Raw genomic sequence first — 20,270 nt, 5'->3', positions numbered from 1 at the left:
CTTCGGACTTCGGACTCCTGACTACCGACTTTATTTAGATAAAGATTGCAATTTTTTCAAAGCTCGTAATCCCTTACCCCTCAATAATGATTCCTTGGCCATTTCAAAGCCTTCTTTCGGGGTGATGCCTTTTACCGTAGCAATGGCGACTCCTGCATTGGCACAAACCACATTGTTCTGGGCATCGGTTCCTTTGCCCTGCAGAATGTTCATGAATATTTGTGCCGATTCGGCCACGTCTTCCCCTCCGGTAATTTCTTCTTGCGAAACTTTTTTTACACCGAAATCAGTGGGCGTCAACATGGCTTCGGTACTGTTGGAAATGGTCTTGGTGTCTCCCGTTAACGAGATTTCATCATACCCGTCCAAGGCATTTAGAATGGTGAATTTTTTATCCGTATTCTGGTATAGGTACCCGTACATTCGGGCCAGTTCCAAATTGAATACTCCTACCATTTGGTTTTTAGGGAATGCTGGGTTCACCATGGGTCCCAGCATATTGAAAAATGTTTTTACGGCCAACTCCCTGCGGATGGGGGCTACATTCTTCATGGCGGGATGGAACAGGGGTGCATGTAGCACGCAAATTCCTGCTTCCTCAATGGTTTTCTTTAGAAAATCGATATCATTACTGAACTTGATTCCTAAAAACTCCATCACATTGCTACTTCCACATTTTGAGGAAACCCCATAGTTGCCATGTTTGGTCACATGGATTCCTGAGCCTGCTGTGACGAAGGATGCTAATGTGGAAATATTAAAAGTATCCTTGCCATCACCGCCCGTTCCACAAAGGTCTATAGGGTCATACTCGGCAAGATCAACGGCCAAGCAAAGCTCCAAAAGAGCATCGCGGAACCCCTCTAATTCCTCAATGGTGATGCTTCGCATCATGTAAACGGTCAAGAATGCTGCGATTTGCGAGGTATTGTATTCCCCATTGGCAATGTTCACCAAAATCTGTTTGGCTTCTTCCTTGGGGAGAATTTCATGATTGATGAGTTTGTTTAAGGTCTCTTTCATTGTTCTTTTCTGTCATTCCTGCGAAGGCAGGAATCTATTTTGTTATTGTTTTTGGATTCCTGCCTTCGCAGGAATGACATTTTCTAGCTTTCCAACCAATTTTTCAACATTTGTTTTCCTTCAGGCGTTAAAACCGATTCGGGATGAAATTGTACAGCGGTCACATCATAGTTTTTGTGCCGAAGTGACATCACTTGTCCGTTTTCATCTACTGCCGTGATTTCCAGAACATCGGGCAGATTGGGATCTACGACCCAAGAATGGTACCGGCCTACCTGAAGGGTTTTGGGCATATCCTTATAAATAGGGTCGTTCTTGGTCACGGTTATGGTAGTGTCCACGCCATGATATACTTGGTCCAGATTGATCAATGTCCCTCCAAATACCTCGCCGATGGCCTGCAATCCTAAGCAAACCCCAAAGATTCGTTTGGTGTGCGCGTAGGTTTTGATAATGTCTTTCAATAGCCCGGCTTCATCGGGAATCCCAGGTCCGGGTGAAAGCACGATGTATGCAAAAGGCTCTACGTCCTTCAATGTGAGCTGATCGTTCCGTTTCACCGTGACCTCACAATCCAAATCTTCCAGATAGTGCACCAAATTGTAGGTGAAGCTATCGTAGTTGTCTATCATTAAAATCTTTCGTCCCATCTTTAGATTGTTTCGGCGATTTCTAGCGCCTTGGTCAGTGCGCCCAATTTATTGTAGGTTTCCTGTAATTCGTCATCTGGGTTGGAGGCGGCTACCAATCCAGCTCCTGCTTGGTAATACAACTCATGGTTCTTGCTCAAGAAGGTGCGTATCATAATGGCGTGGTTAAAGTTGCCTTTAAAATCCATGAATCCAATAGCGCCACCGTAATAGGAGCGGCTGGTTTTTTCATATTTTTCTATGAGCTGCATGGCCATATGTTTTGGAGCTCCGCTCAAGGTGCCCGCGGGGAAGGTGTCGGCCACCACTTTCATGGTTGTGCTGTCCTCTTTCTTTTGTCCGGTTACTTTGGATACCAAATGGATCACATGGGAGAAATATTGCACCTCCCGATAGGTTTCCACATTTACGGTATTGCCATTGCGGCTCAAATCGTTTCTTGCAAGATCCACAAGCATTACGTGCTCACTATTCTCTTTTTCGTCCTCTGCTAATTTTTTGGCCAATTCAGCATCTTTTTCATCATTCCCGGTACGTTTGTAGGTTCCCGCTATCGGATGGATTTCGGCTTTGCCATCTTTTACGATCAATTGCGCTTCCGGGGAGCTTCCAAATATTTTAAAATCACCATAGTCAAAATAGAATAGGTAAGGGGAGGGGTTTATGGAACGAAGCGCCCGATACACATTGAACTCGTCTCCCTTAAATTTTTGTTTGAACCTTCTTGACAAGACCAATTGGAACACATCGCCACGCTGGCAATGTTTTTTGGCCAGGGCAACTTGTTCTTTATAGTCTTCGTCCTGAAGATTGGATTCAGGTTTTCCTTGTTTGGTAAAATTATAGGAGGCAAAAGTTCTTACGCTGAAAAGTTGCTCCATTTCTTCCACGTTACTTTCGGTATTGTAGCAGTGGGCGAACAGATAGGCCTCGTTTTTAAAATGGTTGATGGCGATAATGTTCTGGTAAACGGCATAATAAATATCGGGGATATTGGCCGAGTCTTCCTTTTTGGAGATTTGTACATCTTCAAAATAGCGAACCGCATCGTAGGCCATGTAGCCAAAAAGCCCGTTGTAAATAAACTTGAATCCGTTTTGGGTAGTTTTGAATTGTTGGCTGAAGTTATGGATAACTTGGGTCACATCCGTTTCGGGGGTAATTGCCATTTCTTTCTTTGTGCCATCGGGAAAACGTTGTGTAATGGTTTCGTTCGCCACTTTGATGGAAGCAATGGGATTGCAGCAGATATAGGAAAAGCTGTTGTCGTTCGCATGGTAGTCGCTACTTTCCAAAAGAATGCTGTTGGGGAATTTGTCCCGGATTTTAAGGTAAACGCTTACGGGGGTAATGGTATCCGCAAGAATTTTTTTGTAATGGGTCTCTAAAGTATACTTCATATTAGTCCTAAAAAAGAAAAAGGCTTGTCGTGATGACAAGCCTCTTATATGGTTATAATGGGGACTTAGCTCACGACGTTTGACGTAAGTTTATCCACCACCAGTTATTTGTTGTTCTATAAATCATGTTGTCAAATATAGGGAGGAATTTTTAACGGAACAACATTGTTTTGTTTAAATTAAAAAATCCCGTCCAAGAATGGCTCGGACGGGATTTCCACACACTAAATAGGAGTTGATTACATCTGTAGATCAACTACCAAATCAAACTCATCATAGATCAATTTATCCTTGGCAGTACCAATAATTCCTGATCCATATTTTACGTCGTATTTGGTTCTGTCCACTTTTAAGGAAGCAGTTGCTTTGTCACCGTAAACGGAAACCTCAAAAGTCACAGGCTCCGTAGTACCTTTAATGGTAAGGTCGCCAGTAACATCGTAAGAGTTTTTTCCGGTTGATGTCACTTTAGTGAACACCAATTTGGCGGTTGGGTGATTGGCAGTGCCAAAAAAGTCATCAGATTTCAAGTGACCGTCCAATTTGTCCTTGTACTCACCTTCCAAGTCGGTAGTGTTGATACTTGCCATATTCACAACGAACTCTCCACCTACCAATTTTTCTCCATCAAATTCCAAGGCACCAGATTGAAGGCTGATGGTTCCTGTGTGGGAACCTCCTACTTTGTAGCCTTTCCAAGTAACGGTACTTTCAGTTGTTTTTACTTCTTTGGTTTCTTTAATAGGGTTTGCGATAGCGGATGATCCCACTAGGGTGACCAATGTTAAGCTTAAAATTGTCTTTTTCATGATTGTTTTAATTTCTGTTTTAATTGTTAATGATTTATATAAGTGTAAATAATTCTTCTTTTGATTTTCTCACCTTGGCCAAATGTTGGGTTTCGTCTCGTTCAGAACGGTAACCAACGGCCAAAACAACGGCTGCATTAAGGTTTTTGTCGTTAAGCCCCAAAATCTCATTGTACGTTTCGGTTTCAAAACCTTCCATGGGACAGGTGTCTATTTTGAGCTCTGCAGCGGCCTGCATCAAATTTCCAAAGGCGATATAGGCCTGTCTTGCAGTCCAATTGCTTTTCATATCCTTTGGCAGGTCCATCAATTTGGACTTCATAAACTCTGAATACCCTTTTAGATTATCAGTTGGGATTCCTCTGGTTTCGCTCACGTTGGCTAAATAATCATCCACCAATTCTTCCCCAAAATCAGTTGCATTGGCAAAAACGATCAAATGGGATGCATCCGTAATCTGTGACTGTCCCCAAGAAGCCGGCTTCAATTTTTCTTTTAGGTCCTGGTCTGTAATCACAAATACATGATAAGGTTGCAGGCCATAAGAAGATGCACTTAAACGAGTCGCCTCCAACAAGATTTGAAGGTCGTCCTCCGACACCTTTTTGGTAGGGTCGAATTTTTTGGTGGCGTAGCGCCAAGTTCTATGCTCTAAAACGTTGCTCATTATTTTTAAAATTTATCTAATAGTTGATTTAATTGTTCAAGTTCTTTTTTGGTGAAGTTTACCAAGATAGTATCATGGGCTTTATCCAAGGCTTCGTCCATTTGGGTGAGTGCATCAAGACCGGAGTCGGTGATAAGAATCTCCACCTTACGGCGATTGGATGGGCACACACATCGGTTCACAAAACCCTTGGCAATAAGTTTGTCCACCAAGCGCGTAGTGTTGCTCATTTTGGTCACCATTCGTTCATTTATCGTGGAGAGGTTGGCAGGCTTGCCTTGTTGTCCCCTTAAAATACGAAGTACATTGAATTGTTGTATAGAAACCTCAAAGGGCTTTAGCGTGGCGGTCATCATCTCACTGATTTTATTGTGAACCAATTCCATATGTATGATCGTCCTGGGCTCCAAGGGAATTTTTTTTGAGGTTTTTATGACTTCTTCAACATTCATGTACAAACAATAATTGTATATACAAATATAAGATGATTTTGACGGATACACCAAATTTCAGGTCGATAAATTTTTGTTAAAGAATGGAATGGCAGTTTTTCCCTATGTATTTTAGAAGGGCAAATATCAGGTAATGAATAGATTGATTGTTTTGGTCCTTGTCATTTTGGTTGGGGCTTGCGCTGAAAAGAAGAAAGAGTCCCAAGAAGCTGATGGAGAGGTCAATGAAGTGTCCACAGAAAAAACCGCCAATGCCGATGTCAAGTTCCCCGTGTATGATTTTGAGTCCTTCGAACCTCTGCTGCACAAAGATGATGGTGCCACCTATGTCATTAACTTTTGGGCTACTTGGTGCAAGCCCTGTATTGAAGAAATGCCCCATTTTGAGCGAATAAATGCCGAGCAAAAAGAGAACAATGTAAAAGTTATTCTGGTCAGCTTGGATATGCCCAATATGTGGAAGTCACGTTTGGAGCCTTATGTGGAGAACAAGGACATTCAATCCGAAGTGGTGATACTGGACGACCCTAAACAAAACGATTGGATTCCCAAAGTATCCGAAGAATGGGGCGGAGGTATTCCGGCTACCTTAATATATAATAAGGAAAAACGAACTTTTTACGAACGTGGTTTTACGTACGAAGAACTTAATGAAGCGTTACATCAATTTATCAAATAGGATATCATGAAAAGAACACGAATTTTAGGATGGTCAGCTATACTGGTCATTTTTGTGGCGGCATTTGCCATGGGTTTTAAAGTGGCCAACGAACATAGTTTGGATAAGGGTTACGAAGTGGGTGACATGGCCACCGATTTTTCGTTGAAAAACGTTGACGATACAATGGTCTCACTTTCCGATTTTGAGGAGGCCAAGGGATTTATCGTAATTTTTACCTGCAACACCTGTCCATACGCACAAGCTTATGAGGATAGGATCATGGATTTGGACGCCAAATACAAATCCCAAGGCGTTCCGGTAATCGCCATCAATCCAAATGACCCCGCCGCCAAACCTGGCGATAGTTTTGCCAAAATGAAGGAACGTGCCGCGGAAAAGGGCTTTACCTTTCCGTATTTGTTCGATGAGGGCCAAAAGGTGTATCCTGCTTACGGTGCCACACGGACTCCCCATGTTTTCATTTTGGAAAAAACAGCTTCGGGCAACGAGGTGAAGTATATAGGTGCGATTGATGACAACTATCAGGATGCCTCACAGGTGGAGGAGAAATTTGTGGAGAACGCCGTGGATGCAATGTTGGCGGGGAAAGAGATCAACCCAAAAACAACCAAGGCCATTGGGTGCGGCATCAAATAGGCTGCAATCAAAATAAAATGAATTGAAATCCGGAGGAACGCTTCGGATTTTTATTTTTGTAGGAATCAAAATTGAAAAAACAATGTCAGATCTATCACAAGAAGAATGGGCGGAACAATTGCAAAACGATGACAACGCCTTCATTTTGGATGTGCGCACCCCCGAAGAGGTGGAGGAAGGCTACATTCCTGGAGCCACTAATATCGATATTTATTTGGGGCAAGAGTTTATGGACGAACTCGAAAAGCTGGATAAATCCAAAAACTATTATGTGTACTGTCGTTCGGGAAACCGCAGCGGTCAAGCTTGCGCCCTTATGAACAGTATCGGAATTGCAAATGCCTATAATCTGGAAGGCGGCTTTATGAACTGGGAAGGTGAAGTAGCCGAGTAGACCTCCGTTTATCCCAAATCAATGCGAGAAGACCTACTTTATTTTATTTGGAGGCACAACAAGCTTCCCAAAATCGGCTTGCGTACCAGTAGCGGAACTGATGTGGCCATTAAGGGGACCGGAATTCGGAACCATTTGGCAGGCCCTGACTTTTTCGACGCAAGGGTCGAAATCGATGGCCAGCTTTGGGCCGGTAATGTGGAGATGCATCTCAAATCTTCCGATTGGTATGTTCACCATCACGAATCCGATGATAATTACAGCAATGTCATTCTCCACGTAGTCTGGGAGGATGATATTGCTGTTTTTAGGAAAGATGGTTCCCAAATCCCAACCTTAGAGGTAAGGCATTATGTCTCGAACTTACTTTTGGACGGTTATCGTGATTTGGTTGAAAATGCAAAGCCTACTTTTATCAATTGTGAAAAGGATTTGAAGACTGTTGATGCCTTTTTGGTGGAGAATTGGCTTCACCGCCTGTACATAGAACGGTTGGAGCATAAATCCCAATTGATTGCTGAGTTGTTGGAGGCTTCCAAAAATGATTGGGAAGCAGTATTGTTCACACTGTTGGCCAAAGGTTTTGGGTCAACCGTCAATGGAACCCATTTTTTGGAAAGGGCACAACGGTTGGATTTTTCTGTGATTCGAAGGGTTAGTAATGAACCCTTTCAATTGGAAGCTTTGCTTTTTGGTCACTTTGGACTATTGGGCGAAGCTGATTGTTCTGACACCTACTACCTCCAGCTTCAAAAGGAATTCCGTTATTTGGCCCATAAATTTGATTTGGACGAACATCCTCCAAAAGCGGCCTTTTTTGGTCTTCGGCCACCAAACTTCCCAACTATCCGGGTTTCGCAATTGGTGCAACTGTATTCGGGCAGGCACAATTTGTTCTCCGAACTTATGGCGCTAGAAACCAAGGAAGATGTTTACTCGGTTTTGCAAATTACAGCAGGGGACTACTGGGAAGACCATTATACGTTTGGGAAGCTTTCCAAAAAAAGGACCAAGCGACTTTCCAAAGGTTTTATGGACCTCATTATCATAAACACCCTATTGCCCTTAAAGTTCTGTTATGCCAAATACACCGGCCATGATATAAACGAGGTCCTGATTGCGTTGATATCCCAATTGGATGCAGAAGACAACTCCATCATTAAAAACTATGGGCACATCGGCTCAAAAACGGAAAACGCCTTGGAGAGTCAGGCAAAATTGCAGCTTTACAGCAATTATTGTACAAAAAATAAATGCATGCAATGCGCCATCGGCACCCAATTATTGAACAGAAATACATAATTTTAACCATGACTTTGTTTTACGATATCCTTTATTATTTCCAAAAGCGGGGTTTTGAGGTATGCAGACGAATCGCGGAACGTTTGGGCATTCGTGCCCGCGTGGTGCGCACCAGTTTTATCTACCTGACCTTTGTGACCCTGGGTTTTGGTTTCGCCCTTTACCTCTTTATTGCATTTTGGCTACGTATCAAAGACTTGATTTATACCAAAAGAACCTCTGTATTTGACCTTTAAATATGATTAGACTGATGCGCTCCAAAATAGTATTGGCCCTTTCCTTGATGGTAGTGGTGCTCGTCTTCGGGGTTGTTGGTTATAAAATGTTATCCGATTTTACGTGGGTTGAGGCCATTTATATGACCATCATAACAGTAACCACCGTTGGGTTTTCGGAAGTGCGACCGTTGGATGCCAACGCAAAGATTTTTACCGTATTTTTAATCGTAACCAGTGTTTTTATCTTTGGTTTTGCCATTTCCGTGGTCACGGAGTACATATTGGGAAGAAACTCTCTCGAACTACTAAAAAAGAAAAAAGTGAAGAAACAGATAGATAGTCTTTCAAACCATGTGGTGGTCTGCGGTTTTGGTAGGAACGGTATGCAGGCAGCGGAAAAATTAATAGCCTATAAAAAGCCTTTTGTTGTCATAGAAAAGGATAGGGAAATTATTGAGCGATATGAAGAAACGGTATTGTTTGTGGAAGGGGACGCCAACGAGGATGATGTGCTCATCCAAGCGGGTATCGAACGTGCGCAGTATCTGATTACCGCAGTGCCCGATGATGCGGCCAACCTGTTTATCGTACTCTCGGCCAGGCAGCTTAATACGAATCTTTTTATCATCAGTAGGGCGTCTCAAATCACATCCGTAAAAAAATTGGAATTTGCAGGAGCCAACAAGGTCATTATGCCGGATAAAATAGGAGGGGACCATATGGCCTCTTTGGTGGTAATGCCGGATTTGATAACCTTTTTGGACCAACTTTCCATTGAAGGGGAACATACGACCAATTTGGAAGAGGTCAGTATTGAGGATTTTACCGATCAGATGGATTGCAACTCCTTGCGTGATCTGGATCTAAGAAGAAAAACAGGTTGTACCATTATTGGCTACATCGACCCTGAGGGTAACTATATCATCAATCCAGAGGCAGACCTTATTTTACAGCCCAAAAGCAAGGTGATCGTACTTGGGCGACCCGAGCAAATACGGAAATTAAATCAAATGTTTAAGATCGGTTAGTTAAAAAAACATAAAATTTGATAGCGTTGATTTTTTTTTGGATATTGCTGCCTTTACCATACCGAAAACTAACTAATTCCAATATATGAAGTATTTTCTTTTTCTATTGTCTTTTTTTGCATTGACCACTGGTTTTGCACAGGAATTGACCGTAGTTGGCAAAACCTATAATGTTTCCGATAATATCAATGACGGGGCTATTGAGCTTGAAGTGGATGGAGGGGTTGAGCCTTACACCTATAAATGGAGCGATCAAGAAACTCCACTGACCTCAAAGTCTGCCCGAGGCCTCGTAGAAGGGGTGCCCTACAGTGTGGTAGTTACCGATGCAGCCGGTAATTCGGTAACCAAGGAGTTTACCGTGGAAACCCAATCCATTACAGAAGTTTTTAATGGAACCATGACCCCCGCCGTAAGTGGTTTGGGGTCCGTTTTGTTTTGGGACCCTTTTGCTGCGATAGGGATTTATGACCCCGTGGCCTACGCCGATGTAAAATTGATCGGTATCCCGGATTGGAGCAATGAGACGCAGGATAAGTTTATATTAAAAGAATGGCTCAAGGAAAATAAGGCGAGCGTTGTAGAAGGGGAAGACATTGCCATTATTTCCAGTGATAAAAGAGGTGATATTACCATAAAGGCCAACGCTAAAGGAAAGTTGGTGCAAAAGGTAAAGCAAGGAAACGTAATCTACAATTCCGAAAACCAAGAGCACGTTATCGAACAGGGTGCCCATTATTTTGCCGAAATCGAGTACGACGAACCAATTGCCATGCTTCACCCCAACGGAGATCCTATTATTAAAGGTATTCCCTTTATAGTAATCTGGTTGGTATTCGGTGCTTTGTTCTTTACCCTACGAATGGGCTTCATCAATATTCGAGGATTTAAGCACTCGATTGACCTTGCCAAAGGCAAATACGACGATCCAGATGCCCCTGGGCAGGTTACGCATTTTCAGGCGTTGGCCACTGCTGTTTCCGGTACTGTAGGACTAGGTAATATTGCAGGTGTTGCCGTAGCGGTATCCTTGGGAGGGGCCGGAGCTACTTTTTGGATGATCGTTTGTGGTCTTTTGGGGATGTCCTCCAAATTTGTGGAGTGTACCTTAGGTGTAAAATATCGTGATATCCTTCCCGATGGAAGAGTGTTTGGTGGTCCTATGAACTACCTTCGTTATGGTCTCGAAAAAAGAAATTTAAAAGGTTTTGGTAAAGTATTGGCAGGAGTTTTTGCCCTGCTTGCGGTGGGTGCCTCTTTTGGAGGAGGAAACATGTTCCAGGCAAACCAATCCTTTGAACAATTGGCAGGACAATTCCCTGTTCTCGCTGGCAATGGTTTTTGGTTTGGTGTGGTAACCGCCATTTTGGTCGGTGTGGTAATCATCGGTGGAATTAGCAGTATTGCCAAAGTAACCGGTAAGATCGTACCTATTATGGCTTCCATTTATATCGTAGCAGCGTTGGCCGTGATCATCATGAACATTCAAAATATTGGACCGGCTTTTTCTGCGATTTTTGATGGTGCATTTAGCCCTTCAGCCTTAAAAGGTGGAATCCTTGGTGTATTGGTCATCGGGTTCCAGCGTGCTGCCTTTTCCAATGAGGCCGGTGTAGGTTCGGCAGCCATAGCGCACAGTGCGGCAAAAACAAACCATCCGCCATCCGAAGGATTTGTGGCTTTATTGGAGCCATTTATCGACACCGTTGTGGTGTGTACCCTTACGGCTTTGGTGCTCATCTTTACGGGAATGCACGAAGTGGAAGGAATGGCGGGCGCCCAGTTAACTTCCGATGCTTTTGGTAGCCAAATCTCTTGGTTCCCCTATGTGTTGGCGTTGGCCGTATTCCTGTTTGCATTTTCTACCATGATTTCATGGTCATATTACGGAATGAGGGCTTGGACTTATCTTTTTGGAAAGAGCAAGCGTTCGGAAATGATCTACAAAATGCTTTTCTTGGTATTTGTGGTCGTTGGAGCTTCAGTTAGTTTGGGTGCCGTATTGGACTTTTCGGATATGATGATTTTAGCCATGTCGTTCCCGAACATCATCGGATTGTATATCATGTCCGGTGAGGTGCGCAAAGACCTCGACGGCTATCTCACGAAATTAAAGGCTGGTCAGCTGTTTAAAAAGTTGAAAAGCTAGGCTATACCGTATCAACGTATAATGAGAAAGCAATCCCACTTCAGGTTCAATAAACAGGAACGAAGTGGGATTTTCTTTTTATTGCTGATTGTCATTTTGCTTCAATTCGGGTATTTCCTTGTGAAAGCAAACCCAGCACCTCTTGAAAATAATTTTGTACTGAATAGCTCGGAGCAGTCCAAGTTGGATAGTCTAAAAAACCAACAGTTTGAAGCCTCCCAAAAGATTTTCCCCTTTAATCCAAATTATATCACCGATTACAAAGGGTACACCTTGGGTTTGTCACCATCAGAATTGGATAGGTTATCCGCATTTAGAAGTGAAGGCAACTTTGTCAATACGGCCAAGGAATTTCAGGCCGTTACCCAAGTCTCGGATTCCCTGTTGCATCAAATTGCCCCCTATTTTAAATTTCCAGAATGGGCTGGGAAAGCAAAAACAAAGTCAAAGTGGGTTTCGGAACAGCCTGTTGTGGCCCAGGTCAAAGACATTAACAAGGCCACGGCCGAGGAATTGGAAGCTGTATATGGTATTGGAGCCACTTTGTCCAAAAGAATCATAAAATTTAGGGATAGGCTAGGCGGCTTTTTGGTGAATGAGCAATTGTATGATGTGTATGGATTACAACCCGAGGTTGTGGAAAGGACTTTGAAGCAATTTCAGATAAAGGAGTTCCCCTCCGTGGAGAAAATCAATATCAACAAGGCCAGCTCGGAGGAACTGTCAAAGTTGGTTTATATTAGTCGGACACTGGCAGTGAAAATTGTTCTGCACAGGGATAAAAATGGTTTATTTACATCGTTTGGGGATTTAAGTGAGGTTGATGGATTTCCAACAGAAAAACTAGATAGAATAGCGTTATATTTGTCTTTATAAAATAGTTGCTATGAACGATATGTACTTCACGGAAGAGCATAATTTATTCCGCGAAAGTTTAAAGGATTTTTTACAGAAAGAAGTAGTTCCCCACGTTGAACAATGGGAAGAAACCGGAAAGATAGATAGGGCTATTTGGAGCAAGTTTGGCGAAATGGGGTATTTTGGATTGATGACCCCAGAGGCATATTCCGGTCTTGACCTTGACCTTTTCTACACGGTAATTTTCCTGGAAGAATTACAAAAAATAAATTCAGGCGGTTTTGCCGCCGCCATGTGGGCGCATCAGTATTTGGCGATGACGTACTTGAACAAATTGGCCAACGATGACCAAAAGAAAGCCTATTTGGAGCCTAGCGTATTGGGCGAGAAGATTGGTTGTTTGGGGGTTTCGGAGCCTTTTGGAGGCAGTGATGTTGCTGCTATGCGAACCACAGCAGAAAAAAAAGGCGATGTGTACATTGTGAACGGTTCCAAAACCTTTATTACCAATGGGGTTTATGGCGACTATATTGTACTTGCTGCCAAAACGGATAAGGATGCAGGCCATAAAGGCATCAGTATGTTCATTATGGATAGGAACGCCAAGGGCGTATCTGCCAACAAGCTGAACAAGTTGGGCTGGCGTGCTTCTGATACGGCAGAACTGGCTTTTGACAATGTAGAGGTGCCAGCCGCCAATCTTTTGGGCGAGGAGAACGAGGGTTTTGCCTACATCATGGAGGCCTTTGCCTTGGAGCGTTTGGTGATGGGTGTAAATGCACATGCGAGGGCAGAATTCGCGTTGGACTATGCATTGCAGTACATGTCCGAGCGAGAGGCTTTTGGCAGGACGATTGACCAATTTCAGGCATTGCGCCATCGATTGGTAGACCTGTATTCCGATATGTTGCTCTGTAAACAGTTCAATTATGCTACTGTGGCCCAAATGGGAAAGGGTGCTTATGTAGTAAAGGAGGCCACTATTTCCAAACTGAAATCCACCAAAATGGCCGATGAGGTCATTTATAACTGCCTTCAGTTTTTGGGCGGTTATGGTTACATTGAAGATTATCCGATGGCACGCTTGAGCCGAGATAGCAGGTTGGGCCCGATTGGGGGCGGTACCTCGGAAATTTTACGGGAAATCTTGGCCAAAATCATTGTCGATAAAAAAGAATACAAAAAGCGGATGGCATAAGGGGTAATCAAAAAAATAAAATATTTCTTTACCCATTGAATTTCATTTGTATATTTGCAGACCAAAAATTTTAAAGAAAGGAGGTTGTAGCCCATGTTAATTATACCAGTAAAAGAAGGAGAAAACATCGACAGAGCTTTAAAGCGTTTTAAACGCAAGTTCGACAGAACAGGTACCATGCGTCAGTTAAGATCAAGACAGCAATTCACCAAGCCTTCTGTAGAGCGTAGAGCGCAAATTCAAAAAGCGCAGTACATTCAAGGTCTTAGGGACCAAGAAGAAGTATAGGCGTACAGCTTCATTAAAAATATATACATCCCGTTCCAATATTGGAACGGGATTTTTCGTTTTATACCTATGCAACTTTGAATCGTTACCTTTGGTATATGTCCCTATCGGCTTTCATATCTTATTTGAAGTTGGAGAAGAATTACTCCCAGCATACCATTAAGGCATACGAGAGGGATTTGGTGACTTTTTCGGACTTCTGCAGGGAGCAACATGATGAACAGGATATGGTAACCGTTGCTTACCCCTTGATAAGGAATTGGATTGTTCATTTATCCGAGCAAGGAGTATCCAATAGGAGCATCAACAGGAAAATATCCTCGCTGCAGGCCTATTATAAATTTTTGTTGAAGGTGGGAGACATTACCGTTTCACCTTTGATAAAACACAGGGCTCTCAAGACCAGTAAAAAAGTAGAGGTTCCCTTTTCCGAAATGGAGATGGAGACCATCCTGTCCGAAATTCCTTTTGGCGATGATTTTGAAGGCTGCCGCGATAAGCTCATCATAGAGCTGCTGTATGCCACAGGAATGCGCAGGGCAGAACTGGTAAATTTAAAGGTGTCCGATGTTGACCTTTCCTCTGGTTTGCTCAAGGTACTGGGCAAACGAAATAAAGAGCGGATAATTCCCTTTTTGCCTTCTACTGCCCAGCAGATAAAAACCTATTTGGACAAGCGCACAAGGCTTGAAAAGATATCCGATTCGCATCATCTTATTTTAACAAAAGAAGGTCTTAAAATTTATGAAACGCTTGTTTATCGAACTATAAATAAGTATTTTAGTTTGGTGTCTCCCAAGGTAAAAAAGAGTCCGCATATACTCAGGCACACCTTTGCAACGCACTTGCTGAACAGGGGGGCAGATTTAAATTCCGTAAAGGAACTATTGGGTCATTCAAGTTTGGCATCTACGCAAGTGTACACGCACAACAGTATTGCCGAACTCAAAAAAGTACACCAGAAGGCCCATCCAAGAAACAAGAAGTAGCATTCTTGTATTGTTTAACTTCACTGTCCTGGACAGTACTAAAAACTTCGTCTTATGAAAGTAAACACACAATCGGTAAATTTTTCAGCTGATGTTAAACTCATTGACTTTATCCAAAAACGAATGGATAAGATGGAATTGTTCTATGACAAGGTCATTGAATCGGATGTGTATCTCAAAGTGGAAAACACAAGTGCAAAAGAGAATAAGATTGTGGAAATCATGGTATTCATCCCCCGGGATAAAATCATGGTCAAAAAACAATGCAAGTCGTTTGAAGAGGCCGTGGATTCGGCCTGTAGTTCCTTGGAAAGACAATTGGTGAAAAAGAAGGAGAAGATGAGGGCAAATGCCTAACGAAAATTTTTCAAAATTTATTTTGAATTAAAATATAAATATATACATTTGCAGTCCGTTAGAAATAGCGGGCTTTTTTAGTGAATAAAAAGCGGTGAAATGCCGATATAGCTCAGCTGGCTAGAGCAGCTGATTTGTAATCAGCAGGTCGTGGGTTCGAGTCCCTCTATCGGCTCGTAAATTACTGAAAATAAGGCGGGGGGATACTCAAGCGGCCAACGAGGACAGACTGTAAATCTGTTGGTTTTTACCTTCGCAGGTTCGAATCCTGCTCCCCCCACAAGAATTGTTCAGCGGAACAATTGGGAAAGAAGGTTTTTTGAAATACTGAAGTGTTTGGGTTTTAGGCCCAAAAAAAATGCGGGAGTAGCTCAGTTGGTAGAGCGTCAGCCTTCCAAGCTGAATGTCGCCGGTTCGAACCCGGTCTCCCGCTCTAAAGTTGAAACTGCGGTTTCAATACGAAGGTTGAAGTTTTAACGAGCTAGACTTGTAACTTTTAAACTCTAAACCTGATAACCCATAGGCCGGTGTAGCTCAGGGGTAGAGCGTTTCCTTGGTAAGGAAGAGGTCAGGGGTTCAAATCCCCTCATTGGCTCAAAACGATTTGTACACTAATATAAACTAAGATTAAAATTATTTTAAAATGGCAAAGGAAACTTTTGATCGTTCCAAACCCCACTTAAATATTGGTACCATTGGACACGTGGATCACGGTAAAACAACATTGACTGCTGCTATTACCACTGTATTGGCAAACGCTGGTTTGTCTGAGCTAAGAAGCTTTGACTCCATCGATAACGCGCCAGAAGAAAAAGAAAGAGGTATTACTATCAACACTTCGCATGTTGAGTACCAAACTGCTAACCGTCACTACGCTCACGTTGACTGTCCTGGTCACGCGGATTACGTAAAGAACATGGTTACAGGTGCTGCCCAGATGGACGGTGCTATTTTGGTGGTTGCTGCAACAGATGGTCCAATGCCACAAACTCGTGAGCACATCCTTTTGGGTCGTCAGGTAGGTATTCCACGTATCGTTGTTTTCTTGAACAAAGTTGACATGGTGGATGATGAGGAGCTATTGGAGCTTGTTGAAATGGAAGTAAGAGAATTGCTTTCTTTCTACGAGTACGATGGTGACAATGGTCCCGTAATCGCTGGTTCTGCACTTGGTGCATTGAACGGTGAGCAAAAATGGGTTGATACCGTAATGCAGTTGATGGATGCTGTTGATTCTTGGATTGAAGAGCCAACACGTGAGGTTGACAAGCCTTTCCTAATGCCTATCGAAGATGTATTCACCATTACTGGTCGTGGTACCGTTGCTACCGGTCGTATCGAAACTGGTGTTGCCAACACAGGTGACCCTGTAGATATCATTGGTATGGGTGCTGAGAAATTGTCTTCTACCATTACAGGTGTTGAGATGTTCCGTAAGATTTTGGATAGAGGAGAAGCTGGAGATAACGTAGGTCTTCTTTTGAGAGGTATCGAAAAATCCGATATCAAAAGAGGTATGGTTATCTGTAAGCCAGGTTCTGTAAAGCCACACGCTAAATTTAAAGCTGAGGTGTATATCTTGAAAAAAGAAGAAGGTGGACGTCACACTCCATTCCACAACAACTACCGTCCTCAGTTCTACGTTCGTACAACTGACGTAACAGGTAACATTAACTTGCCTGACGGTGTTGAAATGGTAATGCCTGGAGATAACTTGACAATCACTGTGGATTTGATCCAACCTATCGCATTGAGCGTTGGTCTACGTTTCGCTATCCGTGAAGGTGGTAGAACAGTAGGTGCTGGTCAGGTTACTGAGATTCTAGATTAAGATTCGATTACTATAAAATTGCACTCAAAGGGTGTCCCGATTTCGTCGGGATACCTTTCAGTGTAATTATAAACGGGTGTAGCTCAGTTGGTAGAGCACTGGTCTCCAAAACCAGGTGTCGGGAGTTCGAGTCTCTCCTCCCGTGCAAAATGAATATCGTGGCATAGTGAAGTGAGGCGAGAGGTTAATCTCGAGCTAAGTCGAGGGAAGTCTCTCCTCCTGTGCAAAAATAAAGGACATAAGCATGATGGGATGGTAACATCCCGGCAGTCTGTGCCTAGCGCAGTTAAAGCATGCAAGCAAAATACATAAGATCATGGTCACTTACATAAAGGAATCATTAGAAGAACTAAAAAACAATGTTACTTGGTTGGAAAGGGGCAAGGCCTCTAACCTAATGGTAATTGTAGCTGTGTTTTCCATCTTGTTTGCCTTGGCGACATGGGGTGTGGATTCCTTGTTCAGTAAGTTGATCACATTGTATTTTGAAAAACTAATAGGGTAAAGATCGTTCGATATGTCTGAGGTTCTGGAGAAAAAATGGTATGTAGTAAGAGCGGTCAGTGGTCAAGAGAACAAGATCAAGGGCTATATTGAAAGCGAGGTAGAACGTGCAGGTTTTGGCGACTACCTTGATGAAGTTCTGGTGCCTACCGAAAAAGTTGTTCAGATCAGAAATGGAAAGAAAATCAACAAAGAACGTGTTTACTTTCCAGGATATATCATGATTAAAGCCAATCTTGGTGGTGAAATGGTTCACATTATTCGCTCCATAACCAATGTTATCGGTTTTTTGGGCGAAGTCAAAGGAGGTGACCCCATTCCGCTAAGAAAGTCAGAAGTGAACCGTATGCTCGGAAAAGTGGATGAATTGGCAGTTAATACAGATAACGTTGCCATTCCATTTGTGTTGGGCGAAACGGTAAAGGTAATCGATGGGCCTTTCAACGGGTTCAATGGAACTGTTGAAAAAATCAACGAAGAAAAGCGTAAGCTAGAGGTAATGGTAAAGATTTTCGGAAGAAAGACACCATTGGAGCTCAGCTATATGCAAGTAGAAAAAGTATAACAAGAGCTGTTACATATATAAAGCTGTGTTGCTTCCAATTGACACACTTTAAATTTAATTAGAAACAATGGCAAAAGAAGTAGATAAGGTAGTTAAATTACAAGTTAGGGGAGGTGCTGCGAACCCATCGCCACCGGTTGGACCCGCCTTAGGTGCTGCTGGTGTTAACATCATGGAGTTCTGTAAGCAGTTTAATGCGCGTACACAGGACAAACAAGGTAAAGTTTTACCTGTTGTTATCACCGTTTACAAAGACAAATCTTTCGAGTTTGTTGTAAAAACACCACCTGCGGCAGTTCAATTGATGGAAGCAGCCAAGATTAAAAAAGGATCGGGAGAACCTAACAGGGTTAAGAATGGTTCAGTAACCTGGGATCAAGTAAAGGCAATCGCTGAAGACAAAATGGCGGATTTAAATGCCTTTACCGTAGAATCTGCAATGAGTATGGTTGCAGGTACTGCAAGATCTATGGGTCTGAAAATAGCCGGAACAAGACCTTTTTAAAATCTGAAAGCAATTAAGAAATGGCAAAATTGACTAAAAAGCAGAAAGAGGCCCATGCCAAGATAGACAAGAATAAGCTCTATACTTTGGAAGAGGCATCAGCTTTAGTAAAAGAAATAACCAATGTAAAATTTGACGCTTCCATTGATTTGGCGGTTCGCTTGGGTGTAGATCCCAGAAAAGCCAACCAAATGGTGCGTGGTGTTGTTACCCTTCCTCATGGAACAGGTAAAGACGTAAAGGTTTTGGCATTGGTGACTCCAGACAAAGAAGCAGAGGCCAAAGAGGCTGGGGCTGACTTTGTAGGGTTGGACGAATATTTGGAGAAAATCAAAAACGGTTGGACCGATGTTGATGTTATCATCACCATGCCAAGCGTTATGGGTAAATTGGGACCACTAGGTAGAATTTTGGGACCAAGGGGCTTAATGCCCAATCCAAAGACCGGTACAGTAACTATGGATGTTGCCAAGGCAGTATCTGATGTAAAGGCCGGTAAGATAGACTTTAAGGTAGATAAGACAGGTATTGTACACGCTGCAATCGGAAAGGCTTCATTCTCCGCGGACAAAATCGCTGGAAATGCAAGGGAGTTGATAGATACCCTTATCAAAATGAAACCTTCTGCTGCAAAAGGTGTGTACATGAAAAGTATTTACTTGTCCAGTACCATGAGTCCTAGTGTTCAATTAGATCCAAAAGCGGTTCAATAAACTGGTAGTTCAATTTTTTTAACTATGACAAGAGAAGAAAAAGCAACAGTAATAAAAGACTTGACTGCACAGTTGGCCGATAATCCGAACATTTACTTGGCGGATATATCAGGATTGAATGCCGTGGACACTTCCAACTTAAGAAGGGCGTGTTTCAAGGCGAACATTAAGCTTGCGGTCGTAAAGAACACCTTGCTTGCAAAAGCAATGGAAGCTTCTGATAAGGAATTTGGTGAACTTCCCGAAGTGTTGAAAGGCAATACATCTCTGATGTTGTCCGAAACAGGGAACGCACCTGCGAAACTTATCAAGAACTTTAGAAAAAAATCAGATAAGCCCTTGTTGAAAGGTGCCTTTATTGAAGAGGCTATCTACATTGGGGACAATTACCTTGACGCACTTGTTGAAATCAAGTCCAAAGAGGAAGTTATCGGGGATATCATCGGATTGTTGCAATCTCCCGCCAAAAACGTTATTTCTGGTCTTAAGTCCGGAGGTGGTAAATTGGCAGGTATCCTTAAAACCCTATCTGAGAAAGAATAATTCGCGCACAATAAACTAAGTATATTTTTAAACATTTTTATTAAACGATAGAAAAATGGCAGATTTAAAAGATTTTGCAGAACAGTTGGTAAACCTTACAGTAAAAGAGGTAAATGAGTTGGCCGACATTTTAAAAGAAGAATATGGTATCGAGCCCGCTGCTGCTGCAGTAGCCGTTGCTGGTGGTGCTGCCGCTGGTGGAGGTGAAGAAGCTGCTGAGGAAAAAACCGAATTTGATGTAATCCTTACCGCTGCTGGTGGATCTAAATTGGCAGTTGTAAAATTGGTTAAGGAATTGACCGGTCTTGGTTTGAAAGAAGCTAAGGACATCGTAGACAGCGCACCTAAAGCTGTTAAGGAAGGTATTTCCAAAGACGAAGCAGAAGGTATCAAAAAATCATTGGAAGAAGCAGGAGCAGAAGTTGAGCTTAAATAATCGCTTTTCCCAGTAGAACTTGGTTAAGGTCTTTCCATTTTTTGGTTAGACCTTAGCCTATTTATATAAGGAG

The 20,270-nt window shown here is 42.6% G+C and carries 25 protein-coding genes and 5 tRNA genes; 24 read left to right on the top strand and 6 right to left on the bottom strand.

The window, feature by feature from the left end:
• Positions 1–30: 30 nt before the first annotated feature.
• The 6 genes from trpD to EO130_RS08125 form a co-directional block, all read right to left on the bottom strand.
• On the bottom strand, positions 31–1,023 hold the full coding sequence (trpD, locus tag EO130_RS08150; RefSeq protein ID WP_127141018.1) for an anthranilate phosphoribosyltransferase: 993 nt from the start codon (positions 1,021–1,023) through the stop codon (positions 31–33).
• 83 nt (positions 1,024–1,106) lie between these two features.
• Positions 1,107–1,673 (bottom strand): anthranilate synthase component II, encoded by a 567-nt coding sequence (locus tag EO130_RS08145; RefSeq protein ID WP_127141017.1) that lies wholly within the window; start codon positions 1,671–1,673, stop codon positions 1,107–1,109.
• Positions 1,674–1,675: 2 nt separating this feature from the next.
• On the bottom strand, positions 1,676–3,073 hold the full coding sequence (locus EO130_RS08140; RefSeq protein WP_127141016.1) for an anthranilate synthase component I family protein: 1,398 nt from the start codon (positions 3,071–3,073) through the stop codon (positions 1,676–1,678).
• Positions 3,074–3,312: 239 nt separating this feature from the next.
• Positions 3,313–3,882 (bottom strand): YceI family protein, encoded by a 570-nt coding sequence (locus tag EO130_RS08135; protein ID WP_127141015.1) that lies wholly within the window; start codon positions 3,880–3,882, stop codon positions 3,313–3,315.
• A 34-nt stretch (positions 3,883–3,916) separates the two neighbouring features.
• Positions 3,917–4,549 carry an NAD(P)H-dependent oxidoreductase gene (locus EO130_RS08130; RefSeq protein ID WP_127141014.1) on the bottom strand — a complete coding sequence of 211 codons (633 nt, stop codon included), beginning with the start codon at positions 4,547–4,549 and terminating at the stop codon, positions 3,917–3,919.
• Between the two features lie 5 nt (positions 4,550–4,554).
• Entirely contained in the window at positions 4,555–5,001 is a 447-nt protein-coding gene (locus tag EO130_RS08125) for a MarR family winged helix-turn-helix transcriptional regulator (RefSeq protein WP_127141013.1), read from the bottom strand.
• A 133-nt stretch (positions 5,002–5,134) separates the two neighbouring features.
• Here EO130_RS08125 and EO130_RS08120 point away from each other — a divergent pair, with 133 nt between their 5' ends.
• The 24 genes from EO130_RS08120 to rplL all read left to right on the top strand — a co-directional run bounded on the left by EO130_RS08120 (position 5,135) and on the right by rplL (position 20,197).
• Positions 5,135–5,680 carry a TlpA disulfide reductase family protein gene (locus EO130_RS08120; protein ID WP_127141012.1) on the top strand — a complete coding sequence of 182 codons (546 nt, stop codon included), beginning with the start codon at positions 5,135–5,137 and terminating at the stop codon, positions 5,678–5,680.
• A gap of 6 nt (positions 5,681–5,686) precedes the next feature.
• Positions 5,687–6,319, top strand: a complete 633-nt coding sequence (locus tag EO130_RS08115) for a thioredoxin family protein (RefSeq protein WP_127141011.1) — start codon at positions 5,687–5,689, stop codon at positions 6,317–6,319.
• Positions 6,320–6,401: 82 nt separating this feature from the next.
• Positions 6,402–6,713 carry a rhodanese-like domain-containing protein gene (locus tag EO130_RS08110; RefSeq protein ID WP_127141010.1) on the top strand — a complete coding sequence of 104 codons (312 nt, stop codon included), beginning with the start codon at positions 6,402–6,404 and terminating at the stop codon, positions 6,711–6,713.
• Between the two features lie 21 nt (positions 6,714–6,734).
• Positions 6,735–8,015: a DUF2851 family protein gene (locus EO130_RS08105; RefSeq protein WP_127141009.1), complete on the top strand. Its 1,281-nt coding sequence runs from the start codon at positions 6,735–6,737 to the stop codon at positions 8,013–8,015.
• An 8-nt stretch (positions 8,016–8,023) separates the two neighbouring features.
• Positions 8,024–8,251 carry a PspC domain-containing protein gene (locus EO130_RS08100; protein WP_127141008.1) on the top strand — a complete coding sequence of 76 codons (228 nt, stop codon included), beginning with the start codon at positions 8,024–8,026 and terminating at the stop codon, positions 8,249–8,251.
• A 2-nt stretch (positions 8,252–8,253) separates the two neighbouring features.
• The gene (locus EO130_RS08095) at positions 8,254–9,261 is read left to right on the top strand and encodes a potassium channel family protein (protein WP_127141007.1); all 1,008 of its coding nucleotides are present in this window, start codon (positions 8,254–8,256) and stop codon (positions 9,259–9,261) included.
• 85 nt (positions 9,262–9,346) lie between these two features.
• A complete protein-coding gene (locus EO130_RS08090) occupies positions 9,347–11,410 on the top strand; it encodes an amino acid carrier protein (RefSeq protein ID WP_127141006.1) in 2,064 nt (687 codons plus the stop codon).
• A gap of 21 nt (positions 11,411–11,431) precedes the next feature.
• On the top strand, positions 11,432–12,286 hold the full coding sequence (locus EO130_RS08085; protein WP_127141005.1) for a ComEA family DNA-binding protein: 855 nt from the start codon (positions 11,432–11,434) through the stop codon (positions 12,284–12,286).
• Between the two features lie 10 nt (positions 12,287–12,296).
• Positions 12,297–13,466 carry an acyl-CoA dehydrogenase family protein gene (locus EO130_RS08080; protein ID WP_127141004.1) on the top strand — a complete coding sequence of 390 codons (1,170 nt, stop codon included), beginning with the start codon at positions 12,297–12,299 and terminating at the stop codon, positions 13,464–13,466.
• Between the two features lie 93 nt (positions 13,467–13,559).
• Positions 13,560–13,754: a 30S ribosomal protein S21 gene (rpsU, locus tag EO130_RS08075; RefSeq protein ID WP_090299076.1), complete on the top strand. Its 195-nt coding sequence runs from the start codon at positions 13,560–13,562 to the stop codon at positions 13,752–13,754.
• A gap of 98 nt (positions 13,755–13,852) precedes the next feature.
• Complete coding sequence (locus EO130_RS08070; RefSeq protein WP_127141003.1) at positions 13,853–14,743, top strand: tyrosine-type recombinase/integrase; 891 nt, start codon at positions 13,853–13,855, stop codon at positions 14,741–14,743.
• A 54-nt stretch (positions 14,744–14,797) separates the two neighbouring features.
• Positions 14,798–15,100, top strand: a complete 303-nt coding sequence (gene hpf / locus EO130_RS08065) for a ribosome hibernation-promoting factor, HPF/YfiA family (protein ID WP_127141002.1) — start codon at positions 14,798–14,800, stop codon at positions 15,098–15,100.
• A gap of 101 nt (positions 15,101–15,201) precedes the next feature.
• Positions 15,202–15,275, top strand: a tRNA-Thr gene (locus tag EO130_RS08060).
• Between the two features lie 22 nt (positions 15,276–15,297).
• Positions 15,298–15,380: transfer RNA gene (locus EO130_RS08055), tRNA-Tyr, on the top strand.
• An 80-nt stretch (positions 15,381–15,460) separates the two neighbouring features.
• A tRNA-Gly gene (locus EO130_RS08050) sits at positions 15,461–15,533 on the top strand.
• 90 nt (positions 15,534–15,623) lie between these two features.
• A tRNA-Thr gene (locus EO130_RS08045) sits at positions 15,624–15,695 on the top strand.
• A gap of 48 nt (positions 15,696–15,743) precedes the next feature.
• Positions 15,744–16,931, top strand: coding sequence for an elongation factor Tu (tuf, locus tag EO130_RS08040; protein ID WP_127141001.1), 1,188 nt, complete (start codon positions 15,744–15,746; stop codon positions 16,929–16,931).
• 72 nt (positions 16,932–17,003) lie between these two features.
• Positions 17,004–17,076, top strand: a tRNA-Trp gene (locus EO130_RS08035).
• Positions 17,077–17,247: 171 nt separating this feature from the next.
• Positions 17,248–17,436, top strand: a complete 189-nt coding sequence (secE, locus tag EO130_RS08030; protein WP_127141000.1) for a preprotein translocase subunit SecE — start codon at positions 17,248–17,250, stop codon at positions 17,434–17,436.
• A gap of 12 nt (positions 17,437–17,448) precedes the next feature.
• Positions 17,449–18,000: a transcription termination/antitermination protein NusG gene (gene nusG / locus EO130_RS08025; protein WP_127140999.1), complete on the top strand. Its 552-nt coding sequence runs from the start codon at positions 17,449–17,451 to the stop codon at positions 17,998–18,000.
• Positions 18,001–18,067: 67 nt separating this feature from the next.
• Positions 18,068–18,505 carry a 50S ribosomal protein L11 gene (rplK, locus tag EO130_RS08020; protein ID WP_127140998.1) on the top strand — a complete coding sequence of 146 codons (438 nt, stop codon included), beginning with the start codon at positions 18,068–18,070 and terminating at the stop codon, positions 18,503–18,505.
• Positions 18,506–18,525: 20 nt separating this feature from the next.
• On the top strand, positions 18,526–19,218 hold the full coding sequence (gene rplA, locus EO130_RS08015) for a 50S ribosomal protein L1 (protein WP_127140997.1): 693 nt from the start codon (positions 18,526–18,528) through the stop codon (positions 19,216–19,218).
• 24 nt (positions 19,219–19,242) lie between these two features.
• Positions 19,243–19,761, top strand: coding sequence for a 50S ribosomal protein L10 (gene rplJ, locus EO130_RS08010; protein WP_127140996.1), 519 nt, complete (start codon positions 19,243–19,245; stop codon positions 19,759–19,761).
• A gap of 55 nt (positions 19,762–19,816) precedes the next feature.
• A complete protein-coding gene (rplL, locus tag EO130_RS08005) occupies positions 19,817–20,197 on the top strand; it encodes a 50S ribosomal protein L7/L12 (RefSeq protein ID WP_127140995.1) in 381 nt (126 codons plus the stop codon).
• Positions 20,198–20,270 lie beyond the last annotated feature (73 nt).

Source organism: Flagellimonas marinaquae (assembly GCF_003992675.1).
GTDB lineage: Bacteria > Bacteroidota > Bacteroidia > Flavobacteriales > Flavobacteriaceae > Flagellimonas > Flagellimonas marinaquae.
Note: the sequence above shows the minus strand (reverse complement) of the source record. Positions and strands in the feature narration are given on the sequence as shown.